Consider the following 16,936-nt stretch of genomic DNA (forward strand, 5'->3'; position numbering starts at 1 on the left):
GCGTAAAGGCACAGTGCCATCATTTTTCTGCGGGTCGGAGTTTTACCCTTGTCACGCGTGTCCGCTGTGCGTTTCAGTCATTTCCTACCTTCGTTGCTGCTCTTGCTGGCCGGGCTCTCGGCTGCGTACGTCAAGGAGCTCAACGTCTTCTTCACCTCACTGTTCAATGTATTGCCGACCCTGGTGTTGCTGCTCGGCGGTTCGTATTGCGCGGTGTACCGTCGTCAGCGTGAACTGTTTCTGATGATCACGGTGTACATCGCCTACTTCCTGCTGGATACCCAGACAGACTTCTATCGCGATCACGGTCGCGTGCGTGAAGACGCAGCCGTGGTGTTTCACCTGTGCTGCCTGCTGCTGCCGTTGTTGTTCAGCATCTACGCGCTGTGGCAGGAGAAGACCCACCTGTTCCGTGACTTCGTCGCGCGTGGCGCGGTGTTGCTGGCGATCGGCAGCGTGGCCTTGGCGCTCGAGCAGAGTTATCCCCAGGCGGTGCTGAACTGGTTGGCGGAGATTCGCTGGCCGGCGCTGCATGGCAGTTGGATGAGCCTGATCCAACTGTCGTACCCGATGTTCCTGATCGGCTTCCTGACCCTGGCGGCGCAGTACTGGTACCAGCCGCGCCCGCTGCATGCGGCGCAACTGGTGGGGCTGCTGGGCATGTTCTGGATGTTGCCGCAGACGTTCATCCTGCCGTTCACCCTGAACATCATGTGCAGCCAGGTGATGCTGATGATTGCCGCCGGTGTGGCCCATGAGGCTTATCAAATGGCCTTTCGCGATGAGCTGACCGGCTTGCCGGGGCGCCGCGCACTGAACGAGCGCATGCAGCGGCTGGGACGCAACTACGTGCTGGCGATGAGCGACGTCGACCATTTCAAGCGTTTCAACGACACCCATGGTCATGACGTCGGCGACCAGGTGCTGCGCCTGGTGGCGAGCAAGTTATCCAAGGTCAACGGCGGCGGGCGCGCTTATCGCTATGGGGGTGAAGAGTTCGCCGTGGTGTTCGCCGGCAAGACGGTGGAAGAATGCTTGCCGCACCTGGAGGAAATCCGCGGGATCATCGCCGATTACGATATCAAGCTGCGTAATTCGGACCGCCCTCAGGACGATCATCAAGGCCGTCAGCGCCGTTCCGGCAGTGGCGCATCGAGTGTTTCGGTGACCATCAGCATTGGCGTGGCTGAGCGCCAGGCCGAGCAGCGCACGCCGGAAGAAGTGCTTAAATCCGCGGACCAGGCGCTGTACGCCGCGAAGGGCGCCGGGCGCAACTGCGTGGTGGCCGCCGGGCAAACCCGGCGTGGCGCAGTGCGTATGGAGAGCGCTGCCGGTTGAGTGATGGCGCTGTATTCAGCAGCGCTACAGTGATTGTCCGCGGCAATGCCCGGCAGTAGGTTGAAACCATCTGCTGACGGAGACATTGCCATGCCTGAATACAAAGCGCCCCTACGCGACATGCGTTTTCTGATCGACAACGTGTTTGATTTCCACGGCCATTACGCCGCCTTGGGCGCGACTGACGCCAGCCCGGACATGGTCAGCGCGATTCTCGAAGAAGGCGCAAAATTCTGCGAAAACGTACTCGCACCGCTTAACCGCAGCGGCGACGAAGAAGGCTGCCATTTCGAAAATGGCGTGGTCACTACACCCAAAGGCTTCAAGGAGGCCTTCGCCCAATACGTGGAAGGCGGCTGGCACGGTGTGGCCGCGGACCCGGCCTATGGTGGCCAGGGCCTGCCGCAGTCACTGGGCCTGGTGCTCAGCGAGATGATCGGCTCCAGCAACACATCCTGGGGCATGTACCCAGGGCTGACCCACGGCGCGATGTCGGCGATCCACGCCCACGGCACCGCCGAGCAGAAAGACACGTTTCTCAGCAAACTCACTGCCGGCGAATGGACCGGCACCATGTGCCTCACGGAAGCCCACTGCGGCACCGACCTGGGCCTGATCAAAACCCGCGCCGTGCCCCAGGCGGACGGCAGTTATGCGGTCACCGGCAGCAAAATCTTCATCTCGGCCGGCGAACACGACATGAGCGCCAACATCATCCACTTGGTATTGGCCAAACTGCCGGACGCACCGGCGGGCACCAAGGGTATTTCATTGTTTATCGTGCCCAAGTTCCATGCGGACTCCGGCGAGCGTAACGCAGTGCACTGCGGCTCGATCGAACACAAGATGGGCATCAAGGGCTCCGCCACGTGCGTGCTGAACTTCGATGGTGCCAAGGGTTTCCTGATCGGTGAGGCGAACAAAGGCCTCAACTGCATGTTCACCATGATGAACCATGCGCGGCTGGGCACCGGCATGCAGGGCCTGTGCAACGGCGAGGCAAGTTTCCAGGGTGCGATCAAATACGCCAACGACCGCCTGCAGATGCGCTCACTGACCGGCGCCAAGGCTCCGGATAAAGCCGCCGACCCGATCATCGTGCACCCCGATGTGCGCCGGATGCTGCTGACCATGAAGGCCTTCAACGAAGGCAACCGCGCACTGACCTACTTCACCGCACAGTTGCTCGACACCGCACACCTGAGCAGCGATGCCACCCAGCGCCAGGACGCCGAAGACCTGCTGGCGTTCCTCACCCCGATCTGCAAAGCCTTCATGACCGACACCGGCCTTGAGGTGACCAACCACGGCATGCAGGTTTTCGGCGGTCACGGTTACATCCGCGAATGGGGCATGGAGCAGCTGGCCCGCGACGCACGGATTGCGCCGATCTATGAAGGTACCAACGGCATCCAGGCCCTCGACCTGCTGGGGCGCAAGGTGCTAGGCAGCCAAGGCAAGTTGCTGCGTGGGTTTACCAAGATCGTGCATAAGTTCTGCGCAGCGCATGCCGAGCATCCGCAACTCAAGGCCTATGTGGCGCAGCTCAATCAGTTGAATGGGGAGTGGGGCGAGTTGACCACCAAGGTCGGCATGGCCGCAATGAAGAATCCCGATGAAGTGGGCGCGGCGGCGGTGGATTACTTGATGTACAGCGGCTACGTGGTGCTCGCTTACCTGTGGCTGCGCATGGCGATCGCTGCCGCTGAACAACCGGATACTGATTTTGCCAAAGCCAAGCTCGCGACCTGCGACTTCTACTTCAAGCGTCTGCTGCCACGTACCGCCACCCACCGCGCGGCGGTGGAAGCGGGCAGCGAATGCCTGATGAGTCTGCCTGCGGAGGCCTTTGCGCTGTGATGACTTAAAAATACCGATCAGTCACAAGTGGACCCTATGTGTCTGAAAAGTTGTTCGGGTACACTCTGAGCCTGTAAAACCGACTCTCACCGAATCACTTTTCACGTTCTCACGAGGTTTGCCATGGCTGATTACAAAGCGCCGCTGCGTGATATGCGCTTCGTCCTCAACGAAGTCTTTGAGGTCGCCACCACTTGGGCCCAATTGCCGGCATTGGCAGACACCGTTGACGCCGAAACCGTAGAGGCCATCCTCGAAGAAGCCGGCAAGGTCACCGCCAAATCCATCGCCCCGCTCAGCCGCGGTGGCGATGAACAGGGTTGCCGCTGGGACAACACCGCGGTGTTCACGCCGGATGGCTTTCCACAGGCCTACGCGACCTATGCGCAAGGCGGCTGGGTTGGGGTTGGCGGTGATCCGATCTTCGGCGGCATGGGGATGCCCAAGGCGGTGTCCGCCCAGGTTGAAGAGATGATCAACTCATCGAGCCTGGCGTTCGGTTTGTACCCGATGCTGACATCCGGCGCCTGCGTGTCAATCAACACCCACGCCAGCGAAGCACTCAAGGCGACTTATCTGCCGAAGATGTATTCCGGTGAATGGTCCGGCTCCATGTGCCTGACCGAGGCCCATGCCGGTACCGACCTGGGGATTATCCGCACCAAGGCCGAGCCACAGGCGGACGGTTCCTACAAAGTCAGCGGCACCAAGATCTTTATCACCGGTGGCGAACACGACCTCACCGACAACATCATCCACCTGGTGCTGGCCAAACTGCCGGATGCGCCGGCCGGTCCCAAGGGGATTTCACTGTTCCTGGTGCCGAAGTTCATGGTCAATGCCGATGGCAGCCTGGGCGCGCGTAACACGGTGAGCTGTGGGTCCATCGAGCACAAGATGGGGATCCAGGCGTCGGCGACCTGCGTGATGAACTTCGACGAGGCCGTGGGTTACCTGGTAGGCGAGCCGAACCGCGGTCTGGCGGCAATGTTCACCATGATGAACTACGAGCGTCTGGGTGTCGGTATCCAGGGACTGGCGTCCGGCGAGCGTTCCTACCAGAACGCGATCGAATATGCTCGCGACCGCCTGCAAAGCCGTGCACCGACGGGCGCTCAGGCGCAAGACAAAATGGCCGACCCGATCATCGTGCACCCGGACGTGCGGCGCATGCTGCTGACCATGAAAGCCGCGAACGAAGGTGGCCGGGCGTTCTCCACCTACGTGGCGACGCAGCTGGACATCGCCAAATTCAGCGACGACGCCGCTGCCCGCGAGCGTGCGGATAACCTGGTGGCATTGCTGACGCCGGTGGCCAAGGCTTTCCTGAGCGACCTGGGGCTGGAAACCACTGTGCTGGGCCAGCAAGTGTTTGGCGGCCACGGTTACATTCGCGAGTGGGGCCAGGAGCAACTGGTGCGCGATGTGCGCATCACCCAGATCTACGAAGGCACCAACGGCATCCAGGCCCTGGACCTGATGGGACGCAAGATCGTCGGCAGTGGCGGGGCGTTCTATACCTTGTTCGCTGACGAAATCCGTGGGTTCATTGCCTCGTCGGGGACCGAGCTGGCCGAATTCACCAAACCGCTGAGCGCGGCGGTGGATAACCTGGATGAGTTGACCGCCTGGGTGCTGGACCGCGCCAAGACCAACCCGAACGAAATCGGCGCGGCGTCGGTGGAATACCTGCATGCCTTTGGCTACATGGCTTATGCCTACATGTGGGCACGCATGGCCAAGGCCGCCCTGGGCAAGGAATCGGAAGAAGACTTCTACGCCAGCAAGCTGGGTACTGCACGCTTCTACTTTGCGCGTCTATTGCCGCGTATTCATTCGCTGAGTGCGTCGGTAAAAGCCGGCAGCGAATCGTTGTTCTTGCTGGATGAAGCACTGTTTTAAGGGATTGGAGAGTGTGTAAGCATTCTCTTACATGACGTGCTGCTATTCGTCCTCTATCGCCAGATTGGATCCACGGATAATCTACTTCACATGGACGTCGCGCAGGAAGCGCAAAGCAACAACACGGACACGTAGGATTCTGCCAGGAAGGCGGAGTGAAATGGATGTCAGGGAAACAGTCTGCAAAGCCCCGCTTCGGCGGGGTTTTCTTTTGCCCGTGAAAAAGTCAGGCCGGTGCCTGCGGGGCATTCATCACGTCTTCCAGCAAGGTGCGCAGCAACGCCATCGTCGCCTGCTGACGCTGCACATCGCGGCACACCAAGCCGACTTTCAGCGGCACCCTGGGTTCACTCAGCGGTTTCCATAACAGTGACTGGCTGTTGTGTTCGTCCTGGGAACGCCCCGGCAGCACCGTCGCCAACTTCGTGTGGGGCAAGCTGTCGAGAATCCCCACCATGGTGTTCAGCTCCGCCTGTACTTGCGGGCGTCGTCCGAGGTTGGACAGTTGGCCCTGCCAGATCTGCCTGACTTGAAACTCTTCCCCCAACAGCAACATGGGCAACTCGGCCGCCTGCTTCAGCGAGACTTTCTTGAATGCCCGCAAGGGATGGTCCTCGGGGATGACCACCTTTAACTCATCTTCATACAACAACACGCCGTGCAGCCCCGGCTGGCGTGGCGGCAGGTAGCTGATGCCAATATCCAGCGAGCCGTTGAGCAGTCGTCGCTCGATCTCAAGCCCCGTCAATTCGTAAATCTGCACCACCAGATGTGGCTGGGCCTTGCGCACACGCTCCAGCATCTGCGGCACCAGGCTGGTGTGCACGGTTTGCAGGACACCGATGGCCAAGGTGCGCATCGCCTGCCCCTTGAAGTTACGCAGTGCTTCAACCGCCTGTTGCATGCCATCGATCAGCGGCAGGGCATGGTTGTACAGCGTGTGCGCCGCCAGTGTCGGCAGCAGGCGCTTGCTGCTGCGCTCGAACAGGCTCACATCCAGGTTCTGTTCCAACTGGCGGATCTGCTGAGACAGCGCCGGTTGGGAGATCGACAGGCGCTCGGCGGCACGGCCTACGTGGCCTTCCTCATACACCGCGACGAAATAACGCAGTTGCTTGAAATCCATAAGGCTTACTTATCGAAAAAGCTGGAAAAACGAAATGGCTGTTGGCCGCTGAGGCGCCTAGTCTAGCGCCTATTCGCAGGGCTTACAGGGCCGAATCGAGCAATGAACAGCGTTTATGTTGATAGGGTTTACATAGGCAAGGCAAAAAACCTCAGGGCCGTTCTCGCGTGCCGCACCGACCAAGGTCCGGTTGCTATTGGGGGTGAGCTATGAATCTGTTCCGTCGCGCTGCGCCGAGCCTGGACGATTTGCTTCTCGAGGCGCCCAGCGAGACGTCTTCCAGCGAGTCCCTGATGCCCTGCGTCGCCCGCCCGCCGCACGTGTTCGTGCGCGGCCAGGGCTCGTGGCTGTGGGACAGCGACGACCGTGCCTACCTGGATTTCAGTCAGGGCAACGCAGCCAACAGCCTCGGCCACAGCCCCCAGGTGTTGATCAAGGCGCTGGCTGACCAGACCCAGGCGCTGATCAACCCCGGCAACGGCCTGCACAACCGCGCTCAACTCAACCTCGCTGAGCGCCTGTGCCATCGCACCGGTAGCGATCAGGCTTACCTGCTCAACAGCGGCGCGGAAGCCGTCGAAGCAGCGATCAAGTTGGCGCGCAAATGGGGCCAGCTGCATCGCGGCGGGGCCTACCGCATTATCAGTGCCAGCGCGGGTAGCCATGGTCGCAGTTTCGCCGCGATGTCGGCATCGGCGGGTGGCCCGGAAAACCGTTTCGAACCGCAGTTGCCCGGCTTCAGCCATGTGCCCTTCAACGACCTGTCAGCGCTGCATGCGGCAGTCGACGCGCAAACCGTCGCCATCCTGCTCGAACCGATCCAGGGCGAAGCGGGCGTCATTCCTGCGACCGAGCATTACCTCAAAGGCGTTGAGCGCTTGTGCCGTGAATTGGGGATCCTGCTGATTCTCGACGAAGTGCAAACCGGCATCGGCCGCTGCGGTACCTTGCTCGCCGAGCAGCAATACGGCGTGCGTGCCGACATCATCACCCTCGGCAAAGGCCTGGGCGGCGGTGTGCCCCTCGCAGCACTACTGGCGCGTGGTAAAGCCTGTTGTTTCGAGGTGGGCGAGTTGGAAGGTACTCACCACGGTAATGCGCTGATGGCGTCGGCCGGCCTGGCGGTACTCGAGGCGGTGCTGGAGCACGGCTTTATGGACCACGTGCGTGAGTCCGGCTTGTACCTGGGCGAGGGGCTGGCCCGTCTGGCCTACCGCTACGACCACGGTCAATTGCGTGGTCACGGCCTGATGTGGGGCCTGACGTTGTCGGATGATTCTGCGGATGCTGTTGTAAAAGCTGCCCTGCACGAAGGCCTGATCATCAACGCCCCGCAACCAAACTGCCTGCGCTTCACCCCGGCCCTGACCGTGAGCAAAAGCAACATCGACGAAATGCTCCTGCGCCTGGCCCGTGCCTTCTCCCGCGTGCGCACCGCACAACTGCAATGCCGCAAGGGCGTCGCCGTTTAACCTCTTCCTGAACCGTCTCGCGGTCTACGCGGCGCCTCCGGCCTGATTCTTTTGGTTGGGGGCGTTTTTTTGCCTGGATGGCCCAAAGCCAGATCCCACTGAACCCTCACGAATGGCCAAGGTCGATTAGCTACACGGCTCACACGAGCCGATTTTTGGAGCTTACCCATGGACATCATTCGTATCATCATCGCCATTCTGCTGCCGCCACTGGGTGTGTTCCTGCAAGTGGGTTTCGCCGGTGCATTCTGGCTTAACATCCTGCTGACCCTGTGCGGTTACTTCCCCGGCATCATCCACGCGGTGTACATCATCGCCAAGCGCTGAAGCCGTCAGCCTTTTGCGATGAGCCGTGAGTTGCGCTCGTTGCGAAAGGCCAATTGCTCGATGGTCTGGGTCGCGTGTTCGGCTTCTTCCCGCGCTTGCAGGATGATGCCGTGCTGCTCGGACTTGCTGCACACCGGGTCGGCATTGCTCGCGTCTCCCGTGAGCATGAAGGCCTGGCACCGGCAGCCGCCGAAGTCCTTTTCCTTCTCGTCGCAGGAACGGCATGGCTCGGGCATCCAGTCGTAACCGCGAAAGCGGTTGAAGCCGAATGAGTCGTACCAGATGTGCTGCATGCTGTGGTCGCGCACGTTGGGAAATTGCACCGGCATCTGTCGGGCGCCGTGGCAGGGCAGGGCGGTGCCGTCTGGCGTTACTGTCAGAAAGATACTGCCCCAGCCGTTCATGCAGGCTTTAGGGCGCTCCTCGTAGTAATCCGGCGTTACGAAGATCAGCTTGCACGGGTGCCCTTCGGCCTCAAGCTTGGCGCGGTATTCGTTGGTGATGCGTTCGGCGCGCACCAGCTGTTCCCGGGTCGGCAACAACCCCACCCGATTGAGCTGCGCCCAACCGTAGAACTGGCAGGTGGCGAGTTCGACGAAGTCCGCCTCCAATGCAATACACAGCTCGATGATGCGATCGATCTTGTCGATATTGTGCCGATGGGTCACGAAGTTCAGCACCATCGGATACCCGTGGGCCTTCACCGCGCGGGCCATTTCCAGCTTTTGCGCGAAGGCTTTTTTCGAGCCGGCCAGCAGGTTGTTCACCTGTTCGTCGCTGGCCTGGAAGCTGATCTGGATATGGTCCAGGCCGGCTTTCTTGAAATCGCTGATCTTCTGTTCGGTCAGGCCGATGCCGGAGGTGATCAGGTTGGTATAGAACCCCAGCCTGCGCGCCTCGGCGATCAGCTCGGCGAGGTCTTGACGGACCAACGGCTCGCCGCCGGAAAACCCCAGCTGTGCCGCGCCCATCTCGCGGGCTTCGCGAAATACCTTGAACCACTGCTCGGTGCTCAGCTCCTTGCCCTGCTCGGCAAAATCCAGCGGGTTGGAGCAGTACGGGCACTGCAGCGGGCAGCGATAGGTCAGCTCGGCCAGCAACCATAGCGGCAAGCCAATCGGCGGTTTTTCAGGCAAGGGTGATCCAGTGCTCTGCACGGGCGACCTCCATGAATTGCTCGATGTCTTCGCCGAGCTCAGGCACGCCGGGGAACTGTTTATCCAGCTCGGCGATGATCGTCGCCACGTCGCGCTCACCGTTGATCAATCCGCCGATCAGCGCAGCGCTGTCATTGAGCTTGATCATGCCTTCGGGGTAGAGCAACACATGGCCCTTTTGCGCGGGCTCGTACTGGTAGCGATAGCCTTGGCGCCAGGTGGGTTTCTTGCTGCGATCAAAGCTCATAGGGTGATCCCTTTATGCCACACACGCTGCTCGGTCACGCTGTGATACGGCGGGCGGTTGAGTTCGTAGGCCATGCTCATGGCATCCAGCATGCTCCACAGGATATCCAGTTTGAACTGGAGAATTTCCAGCATGCGCTCCTGGCCTTCACGGGTGGTGTAGTGCTGCAGGGTGATCGCCAAACCATGTTCCACGTCGCGCCGGGCCTGGCCGAGACGGGTGCGGAAGTATTCATACCCGGCCGGGTCGATCCACGGGTAATGCTGCGGCCAGCTGTCGAGGCGCGATTGGTGGATCTGCGGCGCGAACAGCTCGGTCAGCGAGCTGCTGGCGGCTTCCTGCCAACTGGCGCGGCGGGCGAAGTTGACGTAGGCATCCACCGCAAACCGCACGCCTGGCAACACCAGTTCCTGAGAGCGCAGTTGGTCGGGGTCCAGTCCAACGGCCTGGCCGAGGCGCAGCCAGGCTTCGATGCCGCCGTCCTCACCGGGGGCGCCATCGTGGTCGAGCAAGCGCTGGATCCACTCGCGGCGGATCTCACGGTCTGGGCAATTTGCCAGGATCGCGGCGTCTTTCAGGGGGATGTTCACCTGATAGTAGAAGCGGTTGGCGACCCAGCCCTGGATCTGCTCGCGGGTTGCGCGGCCTTCGTACATCGCCACGTGGTACGGGTGGTGGATATGGTAGAAGGCGCCTTTGGCACGCAGGGCGGCTTCGAATTCAGCGGTGGTCAATGGCGTGTCGGTCATTTCGATCGCTCCTACAGTTCAATGCTCATGCCGTCGTAAGCCACTTCGACATTGCGCCGCACCAGCTCCGCTCGCTCGGGGGAGTCTTCATCAAGGATCGGGTTGGTGTTGTTGATGTGAATAAGCACTTTGCGCTGTTTTGGCAATTGCTCCAGCACTTCCAGCATGCCGCCGGGGCCGTTCTGCGCCAGGTGGCCCATCTCGCGGCCGGTGCGGGTGCCGACACCACGGCGCTGCATTTCGTCGTCATCCCACATTGTGCCGTCCACCAGCAGGCAGTCGCTGCCGGCCATGATCTCCAGCAACGGCGCGTCGACCTTGCCCAGCCCTGGCGCGTAGAACAGTTTGCCGCCGGTGCGCAGGTCTTCGACGATCAGGCCGATGTTGTCGCCGGGGTGCGGGTCGAAGCGGTGCGGCGAGTAGGGCGGCGCGGCACTGCGCAGTGGCAGCGGGGTGAAGCGCAGGTTCGGGCAGGCCGGGATGGTGAAGCTGGCGTCCAGCTCGATGCGGTTCCAGGCCAGACCGCCGTTCCAGTGGGTGAGCATAGTGAACAGCGGGAAGCCGGTGCTCAGGTCTTCATGGACCATGTCGGTGCACCACACCTGGTGCGGGCAACCTTCACGCAGGCTCAGCAGGCCGGTGGTGTGGTCGATCTGGCTGTCCATCAGGATGATCGCGCTGATGCCGGTGTCGCGCAGGGCGCGGCCAGGTTGCATCGGTGCAAAGCCCTGGAGTTGCGCACGGATATCCGGCGAGGCATTGCACAGCACCCAGTTCACACCATCGTCGGAGATCGCGATGGACGACTGGGTACGCGCCTGGGCCCGCAGGCTGCCATCACGAAAACCCGCGCAGTTCACGCAGTTGCAGTTCCACTGCGGGAAACCACCGCCGGCGGCGGAACCTAGAATCTGGACAAACATGGCAGCTCCATCAAGCTCAAAACAAAAACGCCCCGGGCGAACCGAGGCGTTGTATTACCCAGCGGATTAACGGCTGGCGAAGTACATGGTGACTTCGAAACCGATGCGCAGATCAGTGTAAGCAGGTTTGGACCAGGTCATATTCTTACTCCTACGAAGGGATGGGACGTTTACTACCAAGTAATACATATAGTCCACCTCCAATCGGAGATGTTCAGATGTGTGCGTGGGAATGTTACGCAATTCTTTTCAAGTTAGCGCTGTCTTGATGGAAAAAGCCTTTTGCAGGGGCGGCAATGATCAGCCTGCCGCTTGCCAGGTAGCCGAGCTGCACGGGCCGTTGGCCACGCAGCGCCAGCCGCCTGTGGCGTCGTTCAATTGCTGGGCGGCGAGCTGCAACGCTTCGCGGGTACAGGCTTGGATGTGGGATTGCAGTTGATCCAGATAACCCGACGGATGACCTGCCAGATGGGCGTGCCACAGCAGTTCGGCGGCTTGGGCGTTGGGCAGTGTCTGTGCTGAGAACTGCTGTGCCAGGGCCAGGTTGCCCAGGTCGTCGCTGCTATCGATCAGTGCCGGCAGTTGTTGGAGGAAGGCTTGCAGGTGATCAGCGATGCCCTCCAGGGACACGCTGGGGGATTGCACGCCGAATAGCAGGCCGGTCTGGCCGCTTATCTGTCGGATGCCGCTGAACACGGCGTAGCCGATTTGCAGCTCGACGCGCAGGCGCTGGTAGAACGGCCCTTGGACCAGATGGCCCAGCAGTCGCCATGCGGCTTCATCCGCCAGGGACTGGCTTGGCGCCTGGCAAAACAGCAGCAGTGCAGCTTCGTCCGAGTCGGTTTTTAGCGTGTGCCATAGGCGCTGACCGCTGAGGGAAGGACGTGCTTGATCAAGCCGCGCGGGTTGCCCTGGCAGCCGGGCCGCTGCGGTTTTGATCGCGGCTTCATGGGCGGCGGAAAAGCCCAGGCCCAGGCCTTGCCAACGTGCGGTGGCCCAGGCTGTCGATTCAGCGTTGTGACCGTTGCAGCAAGCGGGCAGCGCCTTGAGCAATTCACGGATGGCAATCATCTGTGGCAAGACGGGTTGAGCTTCCTGCGGTTGATTCAGGCTTTGCGCCAACCGGTCCAACACGGCTGGCATGGGCTCCTGCAGCCCGACCATCTTCACCAGCCCGTCCTGCCCCAGGTTTTCGAATGACAATTCGACGCCTGCCTGACGGGCATTCTCACGCAACGGCTGCAAAGCACTTTCAAGGCCGCAAGGCGCTGACCGCCATTGCAGATACAGCGCGCCTTCGTCGCCGTCGTCTGCCAATGCTTGACTGAATGTCAGCGCCGACACTTCCTTGCGGCCACGGGAACGATCCTGGGCAAAGGTGCGTAAGCCTCGGTGGGCGCTGGTCTGGCCGCGAATCAGGCCGGCGCGTTCTTCCTTGATCGGAGGGCGCAGGAATGGGTTGTTCGGTGGCAGTTGCCACGTGTGTCCGGAGGGCGGTAGGTGCAGTGAATCCAGTAGGGTCTTGAGGGCGGCCACACTCTGTTCCGAGAGATCCTGGCTGTGGTTTTTTGCCAATGCCAGGGCGCCTTGGACCTGCCGTTGCCGAGCGGCCAACAGTGCGAATTCTTCCCGCAGTGAAGTCCAGTCGCTGTGTGCGAAAAAGCTCAGCCAGTCGAGCAGCAATGCCTCTATTTGCGTAGCCGATTCGCCTTGGGTGGTGAAGTCGATATCCAGCACAGCCTGCCCAGCGTAGTCATAAAGCACTGACGCCTGCAGTGCACTGGCCAGTTGTCGCGTCTTCAGTTCAGCCAGCAATCCGCCGGGCGCCGAGGTGTTAAGCCAGGTGCAAAGAAACTCCAGCGCTGGCCGGGGCGCGTCGCAGGTAATGACGTGATGCAGGTGATGATTGGCGATGTGCTGATAGCCCCGCGCCTGGCCCGGCATCAATGCCGGTGGGGCGGATTGTGGGCGCAGAGGCCCAGAAGTCAGCTGTTCACTGAACGACTGTGCCAAGCCTTGCAGCGCCTCCAGTGATTGCGGGCCCGCCAGGCTCAAGGTCATCTGTCCGCTCTGATAGAACTGCGCGTGAAATTCGCGCAACGCCTGCTGAAATGCCTCACGTTCTACCGGCAAGCTGTCGCGGTTGCCTGCATGGAAACCCCGCAGTGGATGATCCGCCGCCAGTCCTTCAAGCAACGCGACCTGCTGCTGAGCCTTGGCATCCTGGGACCAGGCGACGAACTCCGCGTGCACTACCTCGCGCTCGCGCAATTGATCCTCCAGGGCCAGGCGTGGGTGGGTGAGCATGTCACCCAAGCGCTCCAACCCATCGGCAAATGTTGCAACCGGCAATTCAAAGAAAAAATCCGTGGTGCGCTCGCGGGTGCTGGCATTGACCTGACCGCCATGGCGTTGCACGTAGGCCATCAACCCTTCACTCGTGGGAAAGCGCTCTGTGCCGAGGAACAGCAAATGCTCCATGAAATGCGCCAACCCCGGCCAAGCCAGTGGCACATCATGGCTGCCTGCCGCTACGCGCAAAACGGCGGCGCAACGTTTCAAACGCGGCGCATGCTGCAAGGAAACTCGCAGGCCATTGGCCAGGGTCAGTTGAAGGGGATGAGGGTGGGCCGGCGCAGGCATGGGCACTTCCGAAACGTAGAATGTGCCCATGTTAGCAAACCGACTGGATCAGGGCTTGTGCAGCGCCCCGTACAACTCGGGGCGGCGGTCCTGCAAGTAGTGATTGGCGGCGCGGGCGTCGAGGATCGACTGGCGATCCAGCTCCCCGACGATCAAGGCTTCATCCAGGCCCGCCTGGGCAATGCGCTGTCCATTCGGTGCGGCGATGCTGCTTTGCCCGCAGTACTGGATCTCGCCTTCACGCCCACAGTAATTGGCGTAGGCCACATAACACTGGTTTTCGAAGGCCCGCGCCCGCACGGTGACGTCGGCGACAAAGTCGAACGGCACCATGTTGGCGGTGGGCACCAGGATCAGTTCGGCACCGGCCAGGGCCAGGCGCCGGGTGTTTTCCGGGAACTCCAGGTCGTAACAGATCAGAAAACCAAGCGTCCAGCCGTTGAGCTCCACCAGAGGGAAATCATCCTCGCCGGCGCTGAACATCGAGTGGTCCAGGTCGCCAAACAGATGGGTCTTGCGGTAGTTGCACCGGCGCTGGCCGTGGGTGTCGATCAACTGCACGGCGTTGTAGATCTGGCCATCCTCGGCCCGTTCCGGGTAACCGTACAGAATTGCCAGCCCGGCGCTTTTGGCCAGTTCGGCGATCGCCTGTGCCGACGGCCCATCCTGCGCCTCGGCCAGCGCGCCAACGGCCTCGGCGCCGATGTTGTAGCCGGTGAGAAACATCTCCGGCAGCACCAGCACATCGGCATTGGAGGCCTCATGCGCCAAAGCGTGCAGGCGCTTGAGGTTGCCGCTTACATCCAGCGGCTGCGGTGGGCATTGGTACAGGGCGACGCGCATGTTCAACTCCTTAATCGGCCAGGGCGATCGGTCCGATTTCATCGAATACGTCACCCGGTCCTGGGTTCTCCGGGTGAGTGCTGCCACCGAAGTGGGTCATGATGCCCCACACCGCGTTCAGCGAGGTTTGCACGGCGCCTTCGACCCAGGCAGGCGTCCAGGACACATCATCACCGGCGATAAAGATCCCACGTTGCTCGGCGGGCATGTCCTTCTGCATGAAGTGTGCATACATGCGTTGGTTGTAGCGATAGTGGCCCGGCAGCGCGCCTTTGAAGGCGCCGAGGAAATGCGGGTCGGCTTCCCATGACACGGTGATCGGGTCGCCGATGATGCGCGCCTTGATATCGACTTTCGGGTAGATCTTTTTCAGGGCGTCGAGGGCCAGTTTTACGCGCTTGTCGATGGGCTGCGGCAGCATTTTCAGGGCGTCGCTCATCCACGAGTACGACAGGCAGATCACACCCGGCTTGTCGTCGCCGTTATCGAACAGATACGTGCCACGGGTCAGGCGATCGGTGAGGGTCATGCTCATCAGGTCACGGCCGGTCTCCGGGTCTTTGTCTTTCCAGAACGGGCGGTCGACCATCACGAAGGTTTTCGACGATTGCATGTAGCGCGTGCGGTCCAGGGCCATCCACATTTTTTGCGAGAACAGGGTTTCGTCGCATTCGATCTGGGTGGTCAGCAGCCAGCTTTGGCAGGTGGTCAGTACAGCAGCGTATTCGCGAGTGTCGCCATAGTTGTCGGTGACGGCGAAACGACCATCCGCGGCATGGGCAATGCGTTTCACCCCTGCCCTTGGCGCACCGCGGTGCAGCGAACTCAGGCTGGTGCCCGCCGGCCAGTGGGCGCAACGCTCCGGTACATGGCGCCAGATGCCCATCGGCACCTGTGCCACGCCGCCGACCACCAGGTGTTGGTGGTCATCGCAGTTGGTCATTACCACGCGGAAGATTTCCAGCATCGAGTTGGGGAAGTCCGAGTCCCAGCCGCCGGTGCCAAAGCCGACCTGGCCGAACACTTCGCGGTGATGGAAGGACAACTTGGCGAAGGCCTTGGAGGTGGCGACAAAGTCGTAGAAGGTGCGGTCATCCCACAGTGGCACCAGCTTGTTCCACAGCTCCTTGAGGCGCGGCACGTCGCGGTCGCGGATGGCTTGCTGGATATCGCCGAACTGCGAACCCGCTTCCAGGGCGTCGGCCCAGGCGTCCGCCACTTCCTGGAACAGGACCGGCAAGTCGGAGAGTTTTTGCGCGTAGTGGGTCTGGCCTTCAAGGTCAATGACCGTACTGCCGGACGCCGGCGTCAGTGGGTTGGGGAAGGGTTTGGTTTCCAGCCCCAGCTTGTCGACATAGTGATAGAACGCGGTGGACGACACCGGAAAGCGCATGCCACCCAGCTCGGCGATGATGCCTTCGGCCCCTTCGAAGGCTTGGGAGCGCAGGCGGCCGCCCATTTTAGAGGCTTCGTACACCACCGGCTTGAGACCCAGTTTCATCAGCTCGTAGGCGGCCACCAGGCCCGCGATCCCGGCGCCGACAATCGCCACTTCGGCACCGTGGTTGGCGGTGGGGATGCTGCCCAGGCCTGCGGGGTGTTCGATCCAGTCATCAAAGGCAAACGGAAAGTCCGGACCGAAGATGGTGATGGGTTTCTTGCCGTCGGCGGGGTGGCGATTGGTCTTGCTGATGGTGCTGGACGGAATGCTCATGGCTGACCCTTACTGGCGACCTGGCGGGCGTGACCCGCTGAGTATAGGAAAAGATGGCAGCCAGTTTAGGGAGCGTGGCGTTCGTTAATAAGACGCAAAGTGTCGTCGGATTGATCTGTTTTTAGTCAGAATGACGAACCTGTTGATCAGATTGGCTGTCCGCGATCCAATTTGTTACTGAGGATGATCGACGTTGTGGTTTTCTCCACCCCATCCACACTGCCGATCTGGTCCAGCAATTGGTCCAACTGCTCGGGCGAATCCGTGCGCAGCCAAGCGACGTAATCGAACTCACCACTCACCGCGCACAACTGTTGCACCTGGGCCATCGCACTCAACCTACGCAGCACTTCCTTGCCCGAGCGCGCTTGCACGGTGATCCCGACGTAAGCCTGCAAACCACCGTCGACGACACGTTGACCGAGGCGCACGCCATAACCGGTGATCACCTGGGTTTTCTCAAGGCGTGCCAGGCGCGACGTCACCGTGGTGCGTGCGATGCCCAACTGCCGGGCGAGCATGGCCACACTTTCGCGGGCGTTGATCTGCAGGGCGGCGATCAGTTGGCGATCAATTTCGTCTAGGGCGGGCAAGGCGAGGGCTCCGATACGGGGGGGGGGCAATGTGCTGGCATC

Annotated in this window: 15 protein-coding genes; 5 read left to right on the forward strand and 10 right to left on the reverse strand. The window is 61.2% G+C overall.

All coding sequences use genetic code 11. From position 1 onward, the window contains the following. Positions 1-48: 48 nt before the first annotated feature. The 3 genes from AC4PS7_RS22170 to AC4PS7_RS22180 all read left to right on the forward strand — a co-directional run bounded on the left by AC4PS7_RS22170 (position 49) and on the right by AC4PS7_RS22180 (position 5,100). The gene (locus tag AC4PS7_RS22170) at positions 49-1,338 is read left to right on the forward strand and encodes a GGDEF domain-containing protein (protein ID WP_042571464.1); all 1,290 of its coding nucleotides are present in this window, start codon (positions 49-51) and stop codon (positions 1,336-1,338) included. Positions 1,339-1,428: 90 nt separating this feature from the next. Next, a complete protein-coding gene (locus AC4PS7_RS22175) occupies positions 1,429-3,198 on the forward strand; it encodes an acyl-CoA dehydrogenase C-terminal domain-containing protein (protein ID WP_010207014.1) in 1,770 nt (589 codons plus the stop codon). Positions 3,199-3,321: 123 nt separating this feature from the next. Beyond that, complete coding sequence (locus tag AC4PS7_RS22180; RefSeq protein ID WP_010207013.1) at positions 3,322-5,100, forward strand: acyl-CoA dehydrogenase C-terminal domain-containing protein; 1,779 nt, start codon at positions 3,322-3,324, stop codon at positions 5,098-5,100. A gap of 226 nt (positions 5,101-5,326) precedes the next feature. Here AC4PS7_RS22180 and AC4PS7_RS22185 read toward each other — a convergent pair whose 3' ends face one another. Further along, the gene (locus AC4PS7_RS22185; protein WP_010207012.1) at positions 5,327-6,226 is read right to left on the reverse strand and encodes a LysR family transcriptional regulator; all 900 of its coding nucleotides are present in this window, start codon (positions 6,224-6,226) and stop codon (positions 5,327-5,329) included. Between the two features lie 209 nt (positions 6,227-6,435). On the opposite strand from AC4PS7_RS22185, the gene AC4PS7_RS22190 reads away from it, so the two are divergent. Together AC4PS7_RS22190 and AC4PS7_RS22195 are read left to right on the forward strand one after the other, a co-directional pair. Next, positions 6,436-7,698, forward strand: a complete 1,263-nt coding sequence (locus tag AC4PS7_RS22190) for an aspartate aminotransferase family protein (protein ID WP_038453977.1) — start codon at positions 6,436-6,438, stop codon at positions 7,696-7,698. Between the two features lie 168 nt (positions 7,699-7,866). Further along, the gene (locus tag AC4PS7_RS22195) at positions 7,867-8,025 is read left to right on the forward strand and encodes a YqaE/Pmp3 family membrane protein (protein ID WP_010207008.1); all 159 of its coding nucleotides are present in this window, start codon (positions 7,867-7,869) and stop codon (positions 8,023-8,025) included. Between the two features lie 5 nt (positions 8,026-8,030). Here the strand turns inward: AC4PS7_RS22195 and pqqE are convergent, their stop codons facing one another. The 9 genes from pqqE to AC4PS7_RS22240 form a co-directional block, all read right to left on the reverse strand. Next, positions 8,031-9,161: a pyrroloquinoline quinone biosynthesis protein PqqE gene (gene pqqE / locus AC4PS7_RS22200; protein ID WP_010207007.1), complete on the reverse strand. Its 1,131-nt coding sequence runs from the start codon at positions 9,159-9,161 to the stop codon at positions 8,031-8,033. Further along, positions 9,154-9,429: a pyrroloquinoline quinone biosynthesis peptide chaperone PqqD gene (pqqD, locus tag AC4PS7_RS22205; protein WP_010207006.1), complete on the reverse strand. Its 276-nt coding sequence runs from the start codon at positions 9,427-9,429 to the stop codon at positions 9,154-9,156. Before pqqD ends, pqqE begins: the two co-directional genes overlap by 8 nt. Then, positions 9,426-10,178: a pyrroloquinoline-quinone synthase PqqC gene (gene pqqC, locus AC4PS7_RS22210; protein ID WP_010207005.1), complete on the reverse strand. Its 753-nt coding sequence runs from the start codon at positions 10,176-10,178 to the stop codon at positions 9,426-9,428. Before pqqC ends, pqqD begins: the two co-directional genes overlap by 4 nt. Positions 10,179-10,189: 11 nt before the next feature. Continuing rightward, on the reverse strand, positions 10,190-11,101 hold the full coding sequence (gene pqqB / locus AC4PS7_RS22215) for a pyrroloquinoline quinone biosynthesis protein PqqB (protein ID WP_010207003.1): 912 nt from the start codon (positions 11,099-11,101) through the stop codon (positions 10,190-10,192). Positions 11,102-11,167: 66 nt separating this feature from the next. Beyond that, positions 11,168-11,242 (reverse strand): pyrroloquinoline quinone precursor peptide PqqA, encoded by a 75-nt coding sequence (gene pqqA / locus AC4PS7_RS22220; protein WP_003194766.1) that lies wholly within the window; start codon positions 11,240-11,242, stop codon positions 11,168-11,170. A gap of 159 nt (positions 11,243-11,401) precedes the next feature. Next, a complete protein-coding gene (gene pqqF, locus AC4PS7_RS22225) occupies positions 11,402-13,744 on the reverse strand; it encodes a pyrroloquinoline quinone biosynthesis protein PqqF (RefSeq protein WP_492179749.1) in 2,343 nt (780 codons plus the stop codon). 48 nt (positions 13,745-13,792) lie between these two features. Then, positions 13,793-14,587: a carbon-nitrogen hydrolase family protein gene (locus tag AC4PS7_RS22230; protein ID WP_492179748.1), complete on the reverse strand. Its 795-nt coding sequence runs from the start codon at positions 14,585-14,587 to the stop codon at positions 13,793-13,795. A 10-nt stretch (positions 14,588-14,597) separates the two neighbouring features. Then, on the reverse strand, positions 14,598-16,280 hold the full coding sequence (locus tag AC4PS7_RS22235) for a flavin monoamine oxidase family protein (protein WP_029529016.1): 1,683 nt from the start codon (positions 16,278-16,280) through the stop codon (positions 14,598-14,600). Between the two features lie 167 nt (positions 16,281-16,447). Then, positions 16,448-16,894 (reverse strand): Lrp/AsnC family transcriptional regulator, encoded by a 447-nt coding sequence (locus AC4PS7_RS22240; RefSeq protein ID WP_010206997.1) that lies wholly within the window; start codon positions 16,892-16,894, stop codon positions 16,448-16,450. Between the last annotated feature and the right edge of the window lie 42 nt (positions 16,895-16,936).

The sequence above is a fragment of the Pseudomonas sp. DW-iso3 genome, assembly GCF_058725305.1.

Coding starts and splice junctions, on each gene's coding strand:
- AC4PS7_RS22175 (WP_010207014.1), top strand. CDS start 1,429: ATGCCTGAATACAAAGCGCCCCTACGCGACATGCGTTTTCTGATCGAC.
- AC4PS7_RS22180 (WP_010207013.1), top strand. CDS start 3,322: ATGGCTGATTACAAAGCGCCGCTGCGTGATATGCGCTTCGTCCTCAAC.
- AC4PS7_RS22185 (WP_010207012.1), bottom strand. CDS start 6,226: ATGGATTTCAAGCAACTGCGTTATTTCGTCGCGGTGTATGAGGAAGGC.
- AC4PS7_RS22190 (WP_038453977.1), top strand. CDS start 6,436: ATGAATCTGTTCCGTCGCGCTGCGCCGAGCCTGGACGATTTGCTTCTC.
- AC4PS7_RS22195 (WP_010207008.1), top strand. CDS start 7,867: ATGGACATCATTCGTATCATCATCGCCATTCTGCTGCCGCCACTGGGT.
- pqqD (WP_010207006.1), bottom strand. CDS start 9,429: ATGAGCTTTGATCGCAGCAAGAAACCCACCTGGCGCCAAGGCTATCGC.
- pqqC (WP_010207005.1), bottom strand. CDS start 10,178: ATGACCGACACGCCATTGACCACCGCTGAATTCGAAGCCGCCCTGCGT.
- pqqB (WP_010207003.1), bottom strand. CDS start 11,101: ATGTTTGTCCAGATTCTAGGTTCCGCCGCCGGCGGTGGTTTCCCGCAG.
- pqqF (WP_492179749.1), bottom strand. CDS start 13,744: ATGCCTGCGCCGGCCCACCCTCATCCCCTTCAACTGACCCTGGCCAAT.
- AC4PS7_RS22230 (WP_492179748.1), bottom strand. CDS start 14,587: ATGCGCGTCGCCCTGTACCAATGCCCACCGCAGCCGCTGGATGTAAGC.